General features: G+C 62.7%; 15 protein-coding genes. 1 reads left to right on the top strand and 14 read right to left on the bottom strand.

The genetic code is table 11. From position 1 onward, the window contains the following. Nucleotides 1-7: 7 nt before the first annotated feature. The 7 genes from QQL79_RS10735 to QQL79_RS10765 form a co-directional block, all read right to left on the bottom strand. Complete coding sequence (locus tag QQL79_RS10735; protein ID WP_284390632.1) at nt 8-493, bottom strand: GFA family protein; 486 nt, start codon at nt 491-493, stop codon at nt 8-10. Further along, nucleotides 490-978: a GFA family protein gene (locus QQL79_RS10740; protein ID WP_284390634.1), complete on the bottom strand. Its 489-nt coding sequence runs from the start codon at nt 976-978 to the stop codon at nt 490-492. The genes QQL79_RS10735 and QQL79_RS10740 overlap by 4 nt, the downstream gene beginning before the upstream one ends. Further along, on the bottom strand, nt 975-1,451 hold the full coding sequence (locus tag QQL79_RS10745; protein WP_284390636.1) for a GFA family protein: 477 nt from the start codon (nt 1,449-1,451) through the stop codon (nt 975-977). The genes QQL79_RS10740 and QQL79_RS10745 overlap by 4 nt, the downstream gene beginning before the upstream one ends. Next, nucleotides 1,438-1,812: a VOC family protein gene (locus QQL79_RS10750; protein ID WP_284392869.1), complete on the bottom strand. Its 375-nt coding sequence runs from the start codon at nt 1,810-1,812 to the stop codon at nt 1,438-1,440. The genes QQL79_RS10745 and QQL79_RS10750 overlap by 14 nt, the downstream gene beginning before the upstream one ends. A 5-nt stretch (nt 1,813-1,817) precedes the next feature. Next, nucleotides 1,818-2,132, bottom strand: a complete 315-nt coding sequence (locus QQL79_RS10755; RefSeq protein WP_284390637.1) for an endonuclease domain-containing protein — start codon at nt 2,130-2,132, stop codon at nt 1,818-1,820. A 245-nt stretch (nt 2,133-2,377) separates the two neighbouring features. Beyond that, complete coding sequence (gene cysS / locus QQL79_RS10760; protein WP_370461208.1) at nt 2,378-3,820, bottom strand: cysteine--tRNA ligase; 1,443 nt, start codon at nt 3,818-3,820, stop codon at nt 2,378-2,380. A 229-nt stretch (nt 3,821-4,049) separates the two neighbouring features. Beyond that, a complete protein-coding gene (locus tag QQL79_RS10765) occupies nt 4,050-5,048 on the bottom strand; it encodes a fumarylacetoacetate hydrolase family protein (protein ID WP_284390641.1) in 999 nt (332 codons plus the stop codon). A 154-nt stretch (nt 5,049-5,202) separates the two neighbouring features. Here QQL79_RS10765 and QQL79_RS10770 point away from each other — a divergent pair, with 154 nt between their 5' ends. Continuing rightward, nucleotides 5,203-6,330: a DUF2865 domain-containing protein gene (locus QQL79_RS10770; protein ID WP_284390643.1), complete on the top strand. Its 1,128-nt coding sequence runs from the start codon at nt 5,203-5,205 to the stop codon at nt 6,328-6,330. Here QQL79_RS10770 and gltX read toward each other — a convergent pair. From gltX to rpiA, 7 genes are all read right to left on the bottom strand, one after another. Continuing rightward, nucleotides 6,275-7,600, bottom strand: coding sequence for a glutamate--tRNA ligase (gltX, locus tag QQL79_RS10775; protein WP_284390648.1), 1,326 nt, complete (start codon nt 7,598-7,600; stop codon nt 6,275-6,277). The genes QQL79_RS10770 and gltX overlap by 56 nt on opposite strands. Continuing rightward, the gene (locus QQL79_RS10780; protein WP_284390650.1) at nt 7,597-9,264 is read right to left on the bottom strand and encodes an NAD+ synthase; all 1,668 of its coding nucleotides are present in this window, start codon (nt 9,262-9,264) and stop codon (nt 7,597-7,599) included. Before QQL79_RS10780 ends, gltX begins: the two co-directional genes overlap by 4 nt. Nucleotides 9,265-9,389: 125 nt before the next feature. Further along, a complete protein-coding gene (locus QQL79_RS10785; RefSeq protein ID WP_284390652.1) occupies nt 9,390-10,304 on the bottom strand; it encodes a hypothetical protein in 915 nt (304 codons plus the stop codon). A gap of 189 nt (nt 10,305-10,493) precedes the next feature. Then, nucleotides 10,494-11,870 carry a class II 3-deoxy-7-phosphoheptulonate synthase gene (locus tag QQL79_RS10790; RefSeq protein ID WP_284390654.1) on the bottom strand — a complete coding sequence of 459 codons (1,377 nt, stop codon included), beginning with the start codon at nt 11,868-11,870 and terminating at the stop codon, nt 10,494-10,496. A gap of 666 nt (nt 11,871-12,536) precedes the next feature. Further along, entirely contained in the window at nt 12,537-13,916 is a 1,380-nt protein-coding gene (gene gorA / locus QQL79_RS10795) for a glutathione-disulfide reductase (protein WP_284390656.1), read from the bottom strand. Between the two features lie 110 nt (nt 13,917-14,026). Next, nucleotides 14,027-14,542, bottom strand: a complete 516-nt coding sequence (locus QQL79_RS10800; RefSeq protein ID WP_284390658.1) for a DUF2059 domain-containing protein — start codon at nt 14,540-14,542, stop codon at nt 14,027-14,029. A gap of 32 nt (nt 14,543-14,574) precedes the next feature. Next, on the bottom strand, nt 14,575-15,267 hold the full coding sequence (gene rpiA, locus QQL79_RS10805; RefSeq protein ID WP_284390660.1) for a ribose-5-phosphate isomerase RpiA: 693 nt from the start codon (nt 15,265-15,267) through the stop codon (nt 14,575-14,577). Nucleotides 15,268-15,466: the final 199 nt, after the last annotated feature.

The following is a 15,466-nucleotide window of genomic DNA, read 5'->3' on the forward strand; positions in this document are numbered from 1 at the left end:
TTAGTACTCAACTGGGGTCCGGCCAGACCAGCGTGTCGTGATCGGGGTGTTGGTGATTGCTGCTGCTGATGCGGTGGAGCATGTCGGGATTGTCGGCATAGGTCGGCCGATCACCGGGAACCTGCGTCAGCCCGCCATACCAGGCGACGCGGCTTTCATTGCCATACTGGTTTTCCGGCGGGGCGCGGTCTGGCTCGTCCAGGGTTCCCACCAGAACACCGAGATCCTCGGCATCGGGATATTCGAAAATCAACGGCGTGCCGCAGGCGCTGCAGAAACCGCGCCGGGCAATGTCGGAACTATGGAAGTAGCTGATGGTGCCGCGCGTAACGCGGAATGCTGTTTTGAAGACAGGACAGATGATGGCGAAAGGACCACCAACGGCCTTCTGGCACATGCGGCAGTGGCAGACATGGACATTCTGCGGCTGCTGATCGAGGGCGTAGCGCACAGCGCCGCATTGGCAGCCGCCGGTGAGGACGGGCGTGCTCATGGCCAGCGCTCAGTATCGTGGTCGGGGTGCTGGTGATTGGTATCGCGGATGGGGCCGACTTCGTCGGGCATGTTGGCCTCGGTGGTGCCCACCTCTTCGATGTCAGCGAGATGCAGCAGGGAGGGGTGCCGGCCTTCGATGCCGAATTGGTAGAGCACCGGAATTGTGTGGGGCTCATCGAAGGCGCCGATGGACATGGAAAGATGTTCGCCACCGATGGTGCGATAGTAGAGCGGCGTGCCGCAATCGCGGCAGAAACCGCGCGCAGCCGGGTCCGAGCTCATGAATTCTGCGGGTTTGCCGCGCGTCCAGGTGAGGTGATGGTGGCGCACGCCGACCAGGGCGGCAAAGAGATTGCCCATGGCTTTCTGGCACATGCGGCAATAGCAGACATGGGGATTGTCGCGCAGTTCGGTGGCGTGGAAGCGGATGGCGCCGCATTGACAGCCGCCGCTGCGGACCTGGTGGCGATAGGCTTCACTCATGGCTCTTCCCTCTTCGGTGGCCAATCATCGGTGTCGTGGTCGGGATGCTGGTTGGAATGGATGCCGGCGAGGAAATCGCGCCATTCATCGCTTTGATGGGTGGCGATGGGCAGGCTGGTGAGGCCGTCGAAGAAGGGGAGCTTGTCGGCCAGGTTCACCTGGATTTGCGGGGCAGCGACGCTGGGGTCATCGAAAGCGCCGATGGCGAGTTCGAGGCCGAAGCGGGTTTCGTAGCCCAGGGGCGTGCCGCAATCGCCGCAAAAGGCGCGGCGGGCGGCGTTGGAGCTTTGGAACCATTTGGGCTCGCCCCGGGTCCAGGCGGCGTTATGAGCGGTGACCAGCGGGCCGAAAAAGCTGCCAAAGGCCTTCTGGCACATACGGCAATGGCAGATGGAGGGGCGGCCCAACCGGGTGACGCTGAAGCGGACGGCGCCGCACTGGCAGCCGCCGGTATGAGGACTATTTGGGGGCATGACAGACCGCTTCGATATTGTTGCCATCGAGATCGAACACGAAGGCGCCGTAGTAATTGGGGTGGTAATGCGCGCGCAGGCCGGGGGCGCCGTTGTCCTTGCCACCGGCGGCGAGCGCGGCGGCATGGAAGGCGTCTACCTCGGCGCGGGATTGTGCGGTGAAGGCCAGGTGCATGCCGGACAGGGCGGGCTTGCCGGTGCCGATCCAGAAATCGGGTTTATCCTTGCCGAAGCCGGCATGGTGTTCGCCTTCATGAGTGAAATCGGCGAGGACGACTATGCCCAGAGGGGCGAAAACGGCGGTGTAGAAGGCCTTGGCTGCCGCGAAATCGGATACAGCAAAGCCGGCATGGTCGATGATGGCGGTCATGACAATTGCTCCTGATGAAGGGCAGCCCAGACAGCCTCAAGTACCGCATCGGGGCGGGCGAGGATATCGTTGTTCCAGATGCGGAGAAGGCGGAAGCCTTGGGCTTTCAGATAGGCATCGCGACGGGCGTCGTAAGTGGATTCGGCGTGTTGGCTGCCGTCGAGTTCGATGATGAGATGGCTTTCAAGACAGACGAAGTCCGCAATGAAATCACCGATGGGCAATTGGCGGCGGAATTTGAAATCCGCGAGCCGCCTGTTGCGGAGGAGTACCCAGCACTTGGCTTCCGCTTCGGTCGGTTGGTGACGCATGGCTTTGGCAAAGCCACGCAGCCTGGGCAGCTTTGTGCCACGCCATTCGGCTCTGGCATGACGGGGCGCAGACCCCTCACCCGCCCTTCGGGCACCCTCTCCCTCAAGGGGAGAGGGTTGGCCGGTGGTTGGGACGGGCTCAGCGACTGCCGGCTGCACGATGTCACCCTCGCCCCTTGAGGGAGAGGGTGGCCGCGCAGCGGCCGGGTGAGGGGTTGCCTCCGCATATGCTGAAGGCGGGGCCTTCACCTCTTGCTCTCCCACTTCGTCTTCCGCTCGCCCGTTTCGGGGTCCTTGTAGTCCATCAGAGAAATGCCTTGTTCGGACAATTCGTTGCGGATGGTGTCGGCTTTGGCGAAGTCTTTGGCATTGAGGGCGGCGAGGCGGTTTTCGATGGCGGCGAGGATGTGGGGTGGTTCTTCCCAGCCGTCGTCGGAGGTGAGCAGGCTATCGAGGCTGAAGCCGAGGAAGCTGAGAGTGGCGGCCAAGCAATGGCTGGCGCGGGCGTCGTCGCGATTGGCTTTTTTGGCGATGGCGTCGAGCACGACGCTGGCGCGGTGGAAATTGAGGTCGTCGGCAAGTTCGGCGACGACCGAGGCGTCGGGGGCGTCGTCTTTGGCCAATTCGGCGCCGCGGGCGGCGCGTTGCCAGTCGCGGAGTTTGGTTTCGGCTTCTTCGAGGCGCTTGACCGAGAAATCGATGGGCTCGCGATAATGGGTCATCAGCATGGCCAGGCGCAGCACATCGCCATGCCAAGCGTGGCCGCCCATGGTGCCGGTTTCGAGCAGGTCATTGATGGTGACGAAATTGCCCAGGCTCTTGGACATTTTTTGTCCTTCGACCTGGAGGAAGCCGTTGTGCATCCAGACGCGGGCCATTTCGTGCGTACCATGGGCGCAGCGGGACTGGGCGATTTCGTTTTCGTGGTGCGGGAAGATCAGATCGAGCCCGCCGCCATGAATGTCGAAAACCTCACCGAGATAGGCCGCGCTCATGGCCGAGCATTCGATATGCCAGCCGGGACGCCCCCTGCCCCATGGGCTCTCCCAGCCGGGCTCTTCGGCGCTGGATTGTTTCCAGAGCACGAAATCGGCGGGGTTCTTCTTGTGGGCGTCGACGGCAATGCGGGCACCGGCGAGATTGTCTTCCAGGTTGCGGCCGGAGAGCTGGCCGTAATCAGGCATGGATTTGACGTCGAACAGCACTTCGCCATTGGCCTCATAGGCGTGGCCATTGGCGATGAGACGCTCGATCAGGGAGACCATGTCGGGCTTGCCATCGGGCCGGGGCAGCACGAAATCGGTGGCGCGGGGCTGATAGGTGGGCTCGAGCGTGCCCAGCGCCTTGACGTCGGCGGCAAATTGATCGCCGGTTTTTTCGGTGACGCGGCGGATCGCTTCGTTAAGCGGGAGCGTGGGGAAATCGCGGGCGGCGCGGGCGTTGATCTTGTCGTCGACGTCCGTGATGTTGCGGACATAGGTGACCTTGCCGGCGCCATAGGTGTGGCGCAGCAGGCGGAACAGCAGGTCAAAAACGATGACCGGCCGCGCGTTGCCGATATGGGCGAAGTCATAGACCGTGGGGCCGCAGACATACATGCGCACATTTTCCGCATCCAGGGGAACGAAGGGTTCCTTGGTGCGGGTCAGCGTATTGTAGAGCGAAAGCGGAGTTCCCGAGGTCATCAAAAGGCTTCCTGGCCATGCGGAGTTGCGCTGGCAGACGGCTCTTCGGGTATCAGAAAATCAGGATGAAGAAGACCGCGCCGCCAACGAGTGGTTAGCAGGTAATAATGCAGACGTTAATCTGGATCGCAGCGATCGTCATGCCGGAGACATTGGCTGTAGTGATGGCGGCGGTCAAGGGGGAAAGAATGGTCGCTTCCAACGTAGGGGCTTACCGTGAGGTCTCCTTGGATCAGAGCAGCTCTACGGTTTGCACGATGTCGCCGAAGACCGATTGGCCATCGCTGCCAATGGCGCCGATGCGGATGGTGTCGCCTGGTTGTAGATAGGGTGTGCGGGCGCGACCATATTTGAGCTTTTCGACATTGCGGGCCTCGACGATGCAGGCGAAACCGATGCCGTTAGGCTTGATGGGTAGGCTTTCCTCGTGCGGCACGGAAATGGTACCGCCGCCAATAATGGTGCCGGCAGCAAGGGCGCGCGTTCGTGCCGCCTCGACGATGAGGGCGGGGAAATCGAAATACATGCCGGCACCGGCATTGGGCTGGCCGTAGAGCGTGCCATTCACCTCGCAGCGGACGGGCAGATGCAGGCGATTGTCGCGCCATGCCGAGCCCAACGCCGCCGGCGTCGTGACTATGGGTGCGAAGGCGGTCGATGGCTTGGCGTGGAAGAAGCCGAAGCCGTTTTGCAGGTCATTGGCAACGAGGCGGCGCAGGGAAACGTCGTTGCAGATGGTAACGAGGCGAATGGCGGCGGCAGCCTGTTCGCTTGTGGCGCGCATGGGCACGGAGCCGATGATGACGGCCACCTCTGCCTCGAAATCGAGCGCCAGATCGGCTTCGGGCGTAACGATGGGGGCCGTGGGCGCAGAAAGGCTATCCGAGCCTCCCTGATAGAGAACCGGACGGTTGGCCAGTTCGGCATCGCGCGTGCCCTTGAGGGCGCGGGCGCGCTCGGCGTGGTTGAGATAGGCGGCGCCGTCGATCCACTGATAGGCGCGGGGCAAGGGAGCCAAGGCGCGGGTGGCATCGAAGGCCTGGCCGGAGATCTGGCCGGCGTCAAGCTGAGTGGCGAGAGCCGATAGACCGGGAGCGGCCACGCTCCAATCATCAAGCGCAGCTTGCAAGGTGGGCGCGACCCGGCCGGCGGAGACGTAACGCAGACGGTCACGCGAAAGGACCACGAGCTGACCATCCGGACGGCCATTGTTCAGCGTGGCTAGATTCATCGGTGCATTCTCGCGCTTGTGTGGCCGGGGTGCGCTATCTCGGCTGATGTCGCGATACTATACTGTTGCAACCGGCCCTAGCGATGTCTTAAGGCCGATAATATGCGTGCGTTGCGGCGCGGACGAGTAGGGCGGCATGGTGAATTTGGGCGGAATGAGCATTCGGGCGCTGTTGCTCCTGATTCTGGCGACGGTGCTATTCGCGCTCGATGTGAACACCGCCTACGCTCAATCGTCGGCCTGTTCACGACTGGAGCGGCAGTTGCGCCAGTTCGACCGGAACGGGGACTTCCAGCAGCGGGACGGCAATTCGCAGGCCGCACGCCAATTGGCGCGCGATGTGCAGAACGCGGAAAGCCGCTACATCCGCGACGGGTGCAATGACGCGGCCAAGGCCGGGCAAACGCTTAGCCCGCAATGCCAGCAGGTGGCACGGGAAGTGTTGCGGCTGCGCCGGGACTATGCGGCGGTGTCGCAATCGGTCAATTCCGCCGGCGCGGTTGCGCAGCAGCGCGAGGCGATCCTGCAGGAACTGGCGCGCTTTGGCTGCAACGCCAATGGCGGCTCGAACGCGACGTTCTCGAATGAACGCCAGAACGTGTTCGACCGCATTTTCGGCACCACCACGGAAGGCGACTTTTCCAATGGCCAGGTGGTGAATGGCGGCGATTTTGGCTATCAGGGCTATCGGACGGTGCGCACGGTCTGTGTGCGGCTGAGCGACGGCTATTTCTGGCCGATCAGCTATTCGACGCTGCCGGACTATGTCGGCAATGACATGGGGCAATGCAAAGCCATGTGTCCGAATGAGCAGGTCGAAATCTATTATTACGACAATCCGGGCCAAGAGCCCGAGCAGATGCGCAACATGTTCAACCAGGCCTATACGGACCTGCCGACGGCGTTCAAATATCGCAATGCCATCGATATGAGCGCCAGCTGCAAGGTGGCACCGCAGTCGGACGGCACGCTGACGACGGCGACCACTGCCGATGGCCAGTCGCGGGCAATGATCGATGTGCAGGGCGTGGCCTTCCCCCTGCCGCTACGCGACCCGCGGGGCCAGGTGCCTGTACTGGCAGCGGCCGCAGTACAGACGGCCAGCCTGGTCGACGTGCCCCTGCCCCGGCCGCGCCCGGCGGGACCGGGGGAAACGGTGGCCCGTGTGGTGGCACCGCCGCCAGGCGACAGTCAGCTGCGATTGGTGCAGTTCGGTGACAAGGTCGTCAGGGTAGTCGGTCCAGACACGCCTTACGCCCAACCAGCGGGAGCAGGCTCTTAAGCTCGGGGCCATCGTGACGGCCGGTTAGGGCCAGACGGAGCGGCAGAAAGAGCGGCTTGCCCTTACGGCCGGTGGCCGCCTTGAGCGCGTTGGTCCACTCGCCCCAGGTTTCGAGCGACCATGGCTCGGGCGGCAGCAGCGCCTTGGCCAGCGCCAGGAAATCGCGATCTTCATCGGCAATGACGGGTTCGACCGGGCCAAGAACCAGCTTGGACCATTCGATAATGTCGCTGAATTTGGCGAGGTTATCGCGCAGCAGCAGCCAGATGGCTTCCCCTTCCAGACCAAGGCTGGAAAGGCGCGGTAGCGCTTCCTCGTAGGACATGGTGTGCAGCAGGCGAGCGTTGAGATTGTCCAGTTCGACCGGATCGAAACGGGCGGCGCCATGGGAGATCATGGAGAAATCGAGCCTGGCGGCGATGTCGTCCAGCGAGGCATAGGGCTCGATGGGCAGGCTGGTGCCGGTAATGCTGGCCATGATCGCAATGGCCAGGGGCTCGTAGCCCTCGGCGCGGAAATCGGACAGGGACTGGGAGCCGAGGCGCTTGGAGAAGCCCTGCCCTTCGGCGTCGGTCAAAAGGTTATGATGACCGAAGATCGGCACGGGGCCGCCCAGGGCCTCGAAGATTTCGATCTGGGTGCCGGTATTGGAAACGTGGTCTTCGCCGCGGATGACATGGGTGATGGCAAGGTCGATGTCGTCGACGACCGAGGGGAGCGTGTAGAGATAGGAGCCGTCTTCGCGCACCAGGACCGGATCGGACATGGAGGCGGTGTTGACGGTCTGGGGACCCTTGATGAGGTCTTCGAACTGGACGGGGCGGCCATCGAGCTTGAAGCGCCAATGGGGCTTGCGGCCCTCGGCTTCGAGCTTGGCGCGGTCTGCATCGGTCAGCTTCAGCGCGGCGCGATCGTAGATCGGCGGCTTGCCCATGGCGCGGGCGCGCTTGCGGCGGCGGTCGAGTTCGTCTTCGGTTTCGTAGCAGGGATAGAGCCGGCCGGCGGCGATGAGGCGGTCGCGGGCGGCGTCATAAAGCGTGGTGCGGTCGGACTGACGGACCAAAAGGTCTGGCGTGATGCCGAGCCAGGCCAAGTCCGCCTCGACGCCATCAGCAAATTCGCGGGTGGAGCGGGCCGTGTCGGTATCGTCCATGCGCAGCACGTAGCGGCCGCCATGACGCTTGGCGAAGAACCAGTTGAGCATGGCCGGGCGGGCATTGCCCAGGTGAATGCGGCCAGTGGGCGATGGCGCCCAGCGCACTATGGTCATCCGATGGTCCGGTCCTTGTAGCCGTTGGTAATGGGATATTTGCGGCCCAGCCCGAATGCCTTGGGCGTGAGCTTGGGACCGGGAGCAGACTGGCGGCGCTTGTATTCGGCGATGTTGAGCAGTCGCTCGATGCGCTGCACCAGCGCCTCGTCATAGCCCATGCGAACGATCTCGGGAATCGACTTTTCGTCTTCGACCATGGCGGTGAGAATGGCGTCGAGCACGGGATAGGGCGGCAGGCTATCCTGATCGGTCTGGTTGGGACGCAGTTCGGCGCTGGGGGCCTTGGCGATGATGTTCTGGGGAATGACTTCGCCCGAGGGGCCGAGGCAGTCGCCGGGGACGTGACTATTGCGCCAGGCGGCCAGCCGATAAACCTCCATCTTGAACATGTCCTTGAGCGGGTTATAGCCGCCATTCATGTCGCCATAGATGGTGGCATAGCCCACGCCCATTTCCGACTTGTTGCCGGTGGTGAGCAGCATGGAGCCCAGCTTGTTGGAAACGGCCATCAACACCACGCCGCGCATGCGGGACTGGATGTTCTCCTCGGCCAAATCGGCGGGGCGATTGTCGAAGATGGGGGCCAGCTCGATCAGCGCGTCATCTACCGGATTGCCGATGGAGACGATGTCATAGCGCACGCCGAGGCGGGTGGCGCAATCCTTGGCGTCCTTGAGGCTGTCTTCGGACGTGTAGCGATAGGGCAGCATGAGGCAGTGAACGTTTTCGGCGCCGAAGGCATCGACCGCCATGGCGGCGACCACGGCGCTATCTATGCCGCCCGAAAGGCCGAGCACGACCTGCTTGAAGCCGTTCTTGTGCACATAGTCGCGCAGGCCGAGCACGCAGGCGAGCCAGGGCGCTTCGTCGGTGGTGGTGAGTTCGGTGACATGGCCATTGGTGCAGCTCCAGCCGTCTTCACCGTCAACCCAGTCGGACACGATGAAATCGCTGGCGAAGGACTTGCCCTGGAAGACCAGTTTGTCGCCTGGCTCGATGGCAAAGGAAGCGCCGTCGAACACCAGCTCGTCCTGGCCGCCGACCTGGTTGAGATAGAGCAGCGGCACGCGATCCTCGGCGACGCGGGCGCGGACCAGTTCCTTGCGGATGTGCTGCTTGTTGGTCCAATAGGGCGAACCATTGGGGCAAAGCAGGATTTCGGCGCCACGCTGGACGAGATGGCCGCAGACCCAGGGATGCCAGATATCCTCGCAGATGGGGATGCCGACCGAGACGCCCTTGATCGTTACCGGCTCCTGCAGGACGCCGGGCACGAAATAGCGCTTCTCATAGAACACATCGTCATTGGGCAATTCGCGCTTGAGGCGCGCGGCGATGATCTGGCCGTGTTCGGCCACCACAACCGCATTATGCAGGCCGGTCTGGTCGCGCCAAACCGTGGGCAGGATCAGCACGGTATCGGTGCCGGCCGTATCGGCGGCCAGTTCGCGCGCGGCGCGGATCGCGTCGTCGACGAATTTGGGCTTGAACAGCAGATCGTCAGGGAAATAGCTGGTGAGGAAGAGTTCGGACAGCAGCAATATGTCGGCCTTGGCGGCGACGGCATCGTTCAGGGCCTGGCGGGCGAGCGCCAGATTGCCGGCGATGTCGCCAACCTTGGGATTGAGCTGGGCAAGCGCAATTCTGAGGCGGTCTGTCACGATAATGCTGCCCGTATGCTGGAGAAATGGGTGCGGCGCAGCGGCGCAAACCGGCGCGGGCAAGACTTATCCGCTCGCCCCGGCAAGGGCAAGCGGATCGAGATAGGCGGATAGTCTGAGAGGTTCTAGAAGCGGCCGGTCAGTTCGGCCAGGGCGCCATAGCGCAACAGCGAAAAGCCGTTCAGCGACTGGTCGCTGTAGATATAGCTATCGGGCGTGGATGCTTCCCACCATTTCTGGCGTGAACTGCTCGGCCCCTCGAGCAGCCAGGCGCGGCCCCCGACCCGTATGGTCAGGTTCTCGGTAGGGTGAAAGCCGATCATGATCTGGCCGCTCGCGCCATAAAGGGCACCGCTTGTTTCGGTGCGGGTTCTGTTGACCGTAACACCCTGAATGACAGTGTCCGCCATGGGGATTTCGGCACTGGCGCCATAGCCGTAGGCGTAGGGAATGGCGGCGATTTCAGCGTCGATATCGAACATTTCATTGATATCGGCGTGAGCGGTGACACCCAGACGCAGCGAATGAAGGTTGAGACCGTCGACATTCTGGACGTCATAGCGATTTCGATCAGGAGATTCCCGGTTGTACTGGTAGCCGACCAGGGCGCCGAAGCGGAACGTCTCGTTGCCGAACGGGGTATAGCCGAAATCGGCACCGGCATAGCCGATCTGCCCGCCTTCGAAGGGCGACGGGACGCCGACATTGGTGTTGTGATCGCCAGTTGTGTAGACGGCGTAGCCGGCCTGCCCCTTGAGGAAGGTCGAGGTATAATCGTCGTCGATCCGGAGATGGCCTTCCAGGATGTGGCTGCGATCATTGGTATCGTAGGAATTGCCGCCGATTTCGGCGCTCTGCTCACCGAGCGAATACCAGTAGCGCAGGCCCGCTTCCATCCGGAGAGGGTTTTCGGTGCTCTGCTCCCAGCCATTGTCATAGGAGGGGCGCATCGCTCCGAACATCGGGTAGTCGGCGGCCAGGGTTGGCGCCGCAGCGGCAAGCGCCAGCATCGCGATGGCGCCGGAAAGGGAGCGCTTCATGACAATCTCCAGAACGCAGGCCCATTCTGGGCCGTTCAGGAAATTTATGGGTCATTAGGGTTAATGTTCCGCTAAATGGCGGATTGGGGATTGGGCACAGGAATATCGCGGCTCCCATCACCCCACCCTCGATCCCTCCCCATCAAGGGGAGGGAGGCGCAGACTGAGGGCTCACGGTTCTTCCTTGCCCTATTCGCCGGCGATGCGGGTTTCGCGGGGAGGCTTTTGGGCGTGGACTTCTTCGGCGACGAGGAAGGCCAGTTCCAGGGCCTGGCTGGCGTTGAGGCGGGGGTCGCAATAAGTGTGGTAGCGGTCCGAGAGGGAGGCTTCGGTGACGGCCGAGACGCCGCCGACGCATTCGGTGACATCATCGCCGGTCATTTCGATATGCACGCCGCCGGCATAGGTGCCCATGTCACGGTGGATTTCGAAGAAGCTCTTTACTTCTGACAGGACGCGCTCGAAGGGGCGGGTCTTATAGCCGGTCGAAGCCTTGATGGTGTTGCCATGCATCGGATCGGAGCACCAGACGACAGTGCGGCCAGCGCGCTGCACGGTTTCGATCAGGCGCGGCAGATGATCGTGGACCTTGTCGGAGCCGAAGCGGGCGATCAGGGTAATGCGGCCGGCCTCATCGGTGGGGTTGAGGCGGTCGAGCAGGCGCAATAGATCGTCGCTGCTCAGGGTAGGGCCGCATTTGATGCCGATGGGGTTCTTGATGCCGGCGAAATATTCGACATGGGCGGCATCGGGCTGGCGAGTGCGGTCGCCGATCCACAGCATGTGGCCGGAGGTGGCGTACCAGTCATTGGTGATGGAGTCGCGGCGGGTCAGGGCTTCTTCATAGCCGAGCAGCAGGGCTTCGTGGCTGGTGAAGAAACTGGTCTGGCGCAGGGCCGGTGTGTTGTCCGGGTTGAGGCCGAGGGCGGCCATGAAGGTAATGGCGTCGTCGATCTTGCGCGCGACTTCCTCGTAGCGCGGATACCAATTGGAGCCCTTCATGAACCCGACGGTCCATTCATGAATGCGGGTCAGTTCGGCATAGCCGCCCATGGAGAAGGCGCGCAGCAGATTGAGCGTGGCGGCCGACTGGCGATAGGCCTGCAGCATGCGGTCGGGATCAGGGACACGGGCGCCTTCGGTGAACTCGATGGAATTGATGATATCGCCGCGATAGCTGGGCAGTTCGATGCCATCGATGGTTTCGGTATCGGCGGAACGCGGCTTGGCGAATTGGCCGGCGACGCGGCCGACCTTGACCACGGGCTTACTGGCGCCATGGGTCAGCACGACGGCCATTTGCAGGAAGACGCGGAAGAAGTCGCGGATGTGATCGGCGCCATGCTCGGCAAAGCTCTCGGCGCAATCGCCCCCCTGCAGCAGGAAGGCGTCGCCACGGGCCACGGAGGCCAGCTTGGACTTGAGATCGCGCGCCTCGCCAGCAAAGACCAGCGGCGGGAAAGTGCCCAATTGGCGCTCGGCTTCGGCCAATGCGGCGGCGTCGGGATAGGCCGGCACCTGGGAAATGGGCTTGTCGCGCCAGCTATTGGGGGTCCAATTGGTCATGTCGGGTCTCGCTCACGCGGGGTTATGCATCGTTGCGGGCGGAATACCAAGGCTGGCGGGGCGGGACAAGGATATTCGGGGTGGGCTTTGGTATGAGGACGTGCGCAAGCGCCGCCTGTGCCGCGGTTGTCGGATAGACGGACGGACCCCGAGACCAGATTCGCCTCGTGAGTAAATAAGTATGAGGCGCAACTTGCCTCGGGGTGCCGGGCCTTGGTCGGAAGGCAGCATCGCGATCCCAACAGGTGGCCGTAGCCCTCCCGCCCGCTGATCCGTCTGCGCATCCCGGAGCAAGGCGCGACCCCCGCTCCCCCGGCTGGCATCCGGACGCCGGTCGCTGCAGCGCCGCCCGTATTCCGGAAGATGGGGGGAGTATGCCATGGGGGTTTGGCAGGGGGATAAGGGGGATAAGTTGGGGGGTTGGGCGGGGCCCCCACCCCACGCTCATTGCCTCGTGTTTACTTTGGACCAGTCCCACCCACGGCGAAGGCCGGAATCCATGCTGTGAAACATCCGTAACACCGTGGTTGCGGGAGCATGCGGACATGGATTCCGGCCTTCGCCGGAATGACACCGCATTCTTGAATGCGCCCCGAGTAAACACTCCCCCATCATGGGGAGGGATCAAGGTGGTGCGGGGCCGAGCGTCTGAAGCCGGGCGTTAGTTCAGCCGCCGACCTTCTGCCCGTTGCGATAGGTGTAGCTGGGCGCCTTGAAGGTCACCAATTCCTCGGCGGCGGAGGGATGAAGCGCGATGGCGCGGTCGAAATCGGCTTTGGTGGCGGTCATGCCCATGGGGATGGCGATGAGCTGGATCATTTCGGCGGCGCCGGGGCCCAGGATGTGGCAGCCCAGGACCTTGCCGCCGTCCTTTTCGGTGATCAGCTTGAGCACCATGCGCTCGGTGCGCGTGGAAAGCGTATTGATCATGGGGCGAAAGCGGGCGACGTAAACGTCGATATCGCCATGGGTGGCGGCTTCGCCCTCGGTGAGGCCGATGACGCCGATTTCAGGCTCGGCAAAGACCGCGGTCGGGACCTGAGAGTGATCGACGGCGAGCCTGTTGTTGTTGAACACTGTCTCGGCGAAATACCAGCCTTCGCGGATGGCGACCGGTGTCAGCGCGGCGCGGCCGGTGACGTCGCCCACCGCGTAGATGGAGGGGCACGAGGTCTGCGAATAGGCGTCGACGGCGATGGCGCCGGCCGGGGTCAGTTTGACATCGGCGGTTTCGAGGCCAAGGCCGTGCACATTGGGATTGCGGCCGGTGGCGAACATCACCGCGCCATAGGGGGCGGTGACGCCGTCGCTGAAAGTGGCGGAGATGTCGTCGCCATGCTTGAACAGGGACTTGATGGTGGTCTGGTAGATCAGCTTGATGCCGCGATCGATCAGTCCGGCCTCGAGGCCACGGCGCATGTCGTCGTCGAAGCCGCGCAGGATGCAGTCGCCGCGATAGATGATGGTGGTATCGACGCCCAGGCCGGCAAAGATGGTGGCGAATTCAACCGCGATATAGCCGCCGCCCTCGATGAGGATGGAGTGCGGCAGGGCCGGCAGGTCGAAGGCCTCGTTGGACGTGATGGCCAGTTCGGCGCCGGGAATGGGCGGCACGAAGGGGGCGGCGCCGGTGGCGACGAGGATGTATTTGGCGGTCAGGTCGCGATTGCCCTGCACCAGATGGACCGTGTTGGGGCCTTTGACCAAGGCACGGTCCTTGATGATCTCGACGCCGGGTTTTTCCAGGTTCGAGGTATAGGCGTGCTCAAGGCGGGTGATTTCCTTTTCCTTGGCGGCGACAAGGGTCGGCCAATCAAAGGAGGCGTCGACCTGCCAGCCGAAGCTGGACGCCACATCGAACAGGTCGCTGAAGCGGCTGGCATAGACATAGAGCTTTTTGGGCACGCAACCGCGAATGACACAGGTGCCGCCAACGCGGAACTCCTCGACGATCGCGACTTTGGCGCCATAGGTGGCGGCCATGCGGGCGGCGCGCACGCCCCCGGAGCCGGCACCAATGACAACGAGATCGTAAGTGTCGGACATGCTGGCTCCGTTGGCTATATCGTCTGATACCGATGAATATCGGATGGCGCATCGCATAAAAAAAGACCCCGCACAAGGCGGGGTCCCATTCGGCCGCCAAAGGGCGGCAATTAGAGCTGGACGCCCTGGGCGCGCAGGTCGGCGCGGACCTTGGCGTAGAATTCCTGCTGCAGCGTATTGGTGAACACGGTCAGCACGCGCTGAATATCGGTGTTCACCTCGGCGTTGACCTGCGACAGCTTCTGGCCGGTGGGCGATTCATAGAAGGCAACGATCTGCTGCAATTCTTCGGCGGTGAAGCGGACCGCATAGACGCGAGCGAACTGATCGAGCAGCTCGCCCTTGCGGCCCTTGTATTCTTCCAGGGTCTTGGTGATGGCCGCGTCGGTCTGTTCCGTCAGCTCCGGATTCTGCTGTACGATCTGGCGCATGGTATCCATGGCCGTCTGTACCAGCGTGATCTCGTAAACAGCAGCACGATCGGTCAGATCGATATATTTGCGGGCCAGCGCCAATTGCTCGGGCGCCACTTCCTGCGCAAAGGCAGGCACCGACAGCGCGAGCACGCCTGCGCTCAAAGCAACTGCCACCAGCGCCCGCGAGCGCTTCAACATACCGGTCATCATCGAAATATCCATCCTGTTCGATTCCACCCCATTTATCTCTGAATGGTTCTTACGCCATCCGGCATCGCGACATAAGCCTTCTCGCACATCTGGATGAACAGCCCGTGCTGCACGACCCCGGCAATATCCAGCAGGTCCCGCGACAGCGCTTCTGGCTGGGAAATACGGCCAAAAAATGCATCGAGGATCAGGTGACCGCCGTCGGTGACAAAGGGGGCTCCATCCTTGGTTTCCCGCAGTTTGAGCCCGCCTTGGGCGCCATGAGCCGCGATGACCTCGGCGACTGTGCGTTGGGTGGCACCAAGGCCGAAGCGATTGACCTCGATGGGCAGGGGAAACCTGCCGAGCGTGTCGACGAGCTTTGAGCCATCGGCAATCACGATCATGACATCGGAAGCGGCGGCGACGATCTTTTCGCGCAGCAACGCCCCCCCGCCCCCCTTGATGAGGTTGAGCGCCGGATCGATCTCATCGGCGCCATCGACGGTGATATCGAGCCGATTGAGCGTTTCCAGATTTGAGAGCGGGATGCCCAGAGCTTCGGCCTGCCTGGCCGTTGCCTCGGAAGTTGGCACGCAGACGCAGTCGAAGCCTTCAGCGACCTTGGCGCCCAGCAGATCCACGAAATGCCAGGCGGTGGAACCGGTGCCCAGGCCCAGGCGCAGGCCGGGCTTTATCCCGGACAGCGCCATAGCCGCTGCCTGGCGCTTGAGATCGTCGCTCATGAAGGCCTTCCTCCTCGTCAATTGCCGCCCAAATGCCGGGCGTCAGCGGCTAAGTCAATGCGCCGATGGAAGCAGCTTCACGGAACGGTGAGCAGTTTCTGTAACCAGCTGGCAACACAATTTGGTGAACATGTTCGGAGTGTGGCGGAAAGGGGGCAAGCGCCCTTTCTGCTGTTTTGCAAACCGCGTAAGCAAATTG

The sequence above is a fragment of the Devosia yakushimensis genome, from assembly GCF_030159855.1.
In the GTDB taxonomy this organism is placed as follows: domain Bacteria; phylum Pseudomonadota; class Alphaproteobacteria; order Rhizobiales; family Devosiaceae; genus Devosia; species Devosia yakushimensis.

What these genes read in the sequence shown, in the direction of transcription:
- QQL79_RS10735 (WP_284390632.1), bottom strand. Translation starts at nt 493, where the DNA reads ATGAGCACGCCCGTCCTCACCGGCGGCTGCCAATGCGGCGCTGTGCGC.
- QQL79_RS10740 (WP_284390634.1), bottom strand. Translation starts at nt 978, where the DNA reads ATGAGTGAAGCCTATCGCCACCAGGTCCGCAGCGGCGGCTGTCAATGC.
- QQL79_RS10745 (WP_284390636.1), bottom strand. Translation starts at nt 1,451, where the DNA reads ATGCCCCCAAATAGTCCTCATACCGGCGGCTGCCAGTGCGGCGCCGTC.
- QQL79_RS10755 (WP_284390637.1), bottom strand. Translation starts at nt 2,132, where the DNA reads ATGCGTCACCAACCGACCGAAGCGGAAGCCAAGTGCTGGGTACTCCTC.
- QQL79_RS10765 (WP_284390641.1), bottom strand. Translation starts at nt 5,048, where the DNA reads ATGAATCTAGCCACGCTGAACAATGGCCGTCCGGATGGTCAGCTCGTG.
- QQL79_RS10770 (WP_284390643.1), top strand. Translation starts at nt 5,203, where the DNA reads ATGAGCATTCGGGCGCTGTTGCTCCTGATTCTGGCGACGGTGCTATTC.
- gltX (WP_284390648.1), bottom strand. Translation starts at nt 7,600, where the DNA reads ATGACCATAGTGCGCTGGGCGCCATCGCCCACTGGCCGCATTCACCTG.
- QQL79_RS10785 (WP_284390652.1), bottom strand. Translation starts at nt 10,304, where the DNA reads ATGAAGCGCTCCCTTTCCGGCGCCATCGCGATGCTGGCGCTTGCCGCT.
- QQL79_RS10790 (WP_284390654.1), bottom strand. Translation starts at nt 11,870, where the DNA reads ATGACCAATTGGACCCCCAATAGCTGGCGCGACAAGCCCATTTCCCAG.
- gorA (WP_284390656.1), bottom strand. Translation starts at nt 13,916, where the DNA reads ATGTCCGACACTTACGATCTCGTTGTCATTGGTGCCGGCTCCGGGGGC.
- QQL79_RS10800 (WP_284390658.1), bottom strand. Translation starts at nt 14,542, where the DNA reads ATGATGACCGGTATGTTGAAGCGCTCGCGGGCGCTGGTGGCAGTTGCT.
- rpiA (WP_284390660.1), bottom strand. Translation starts at nt 15,267, where the DNA reads ATGAGCGACGATCTCAAGCGCCAGGCAGCGGCTATGGCGCTGTCCGGG.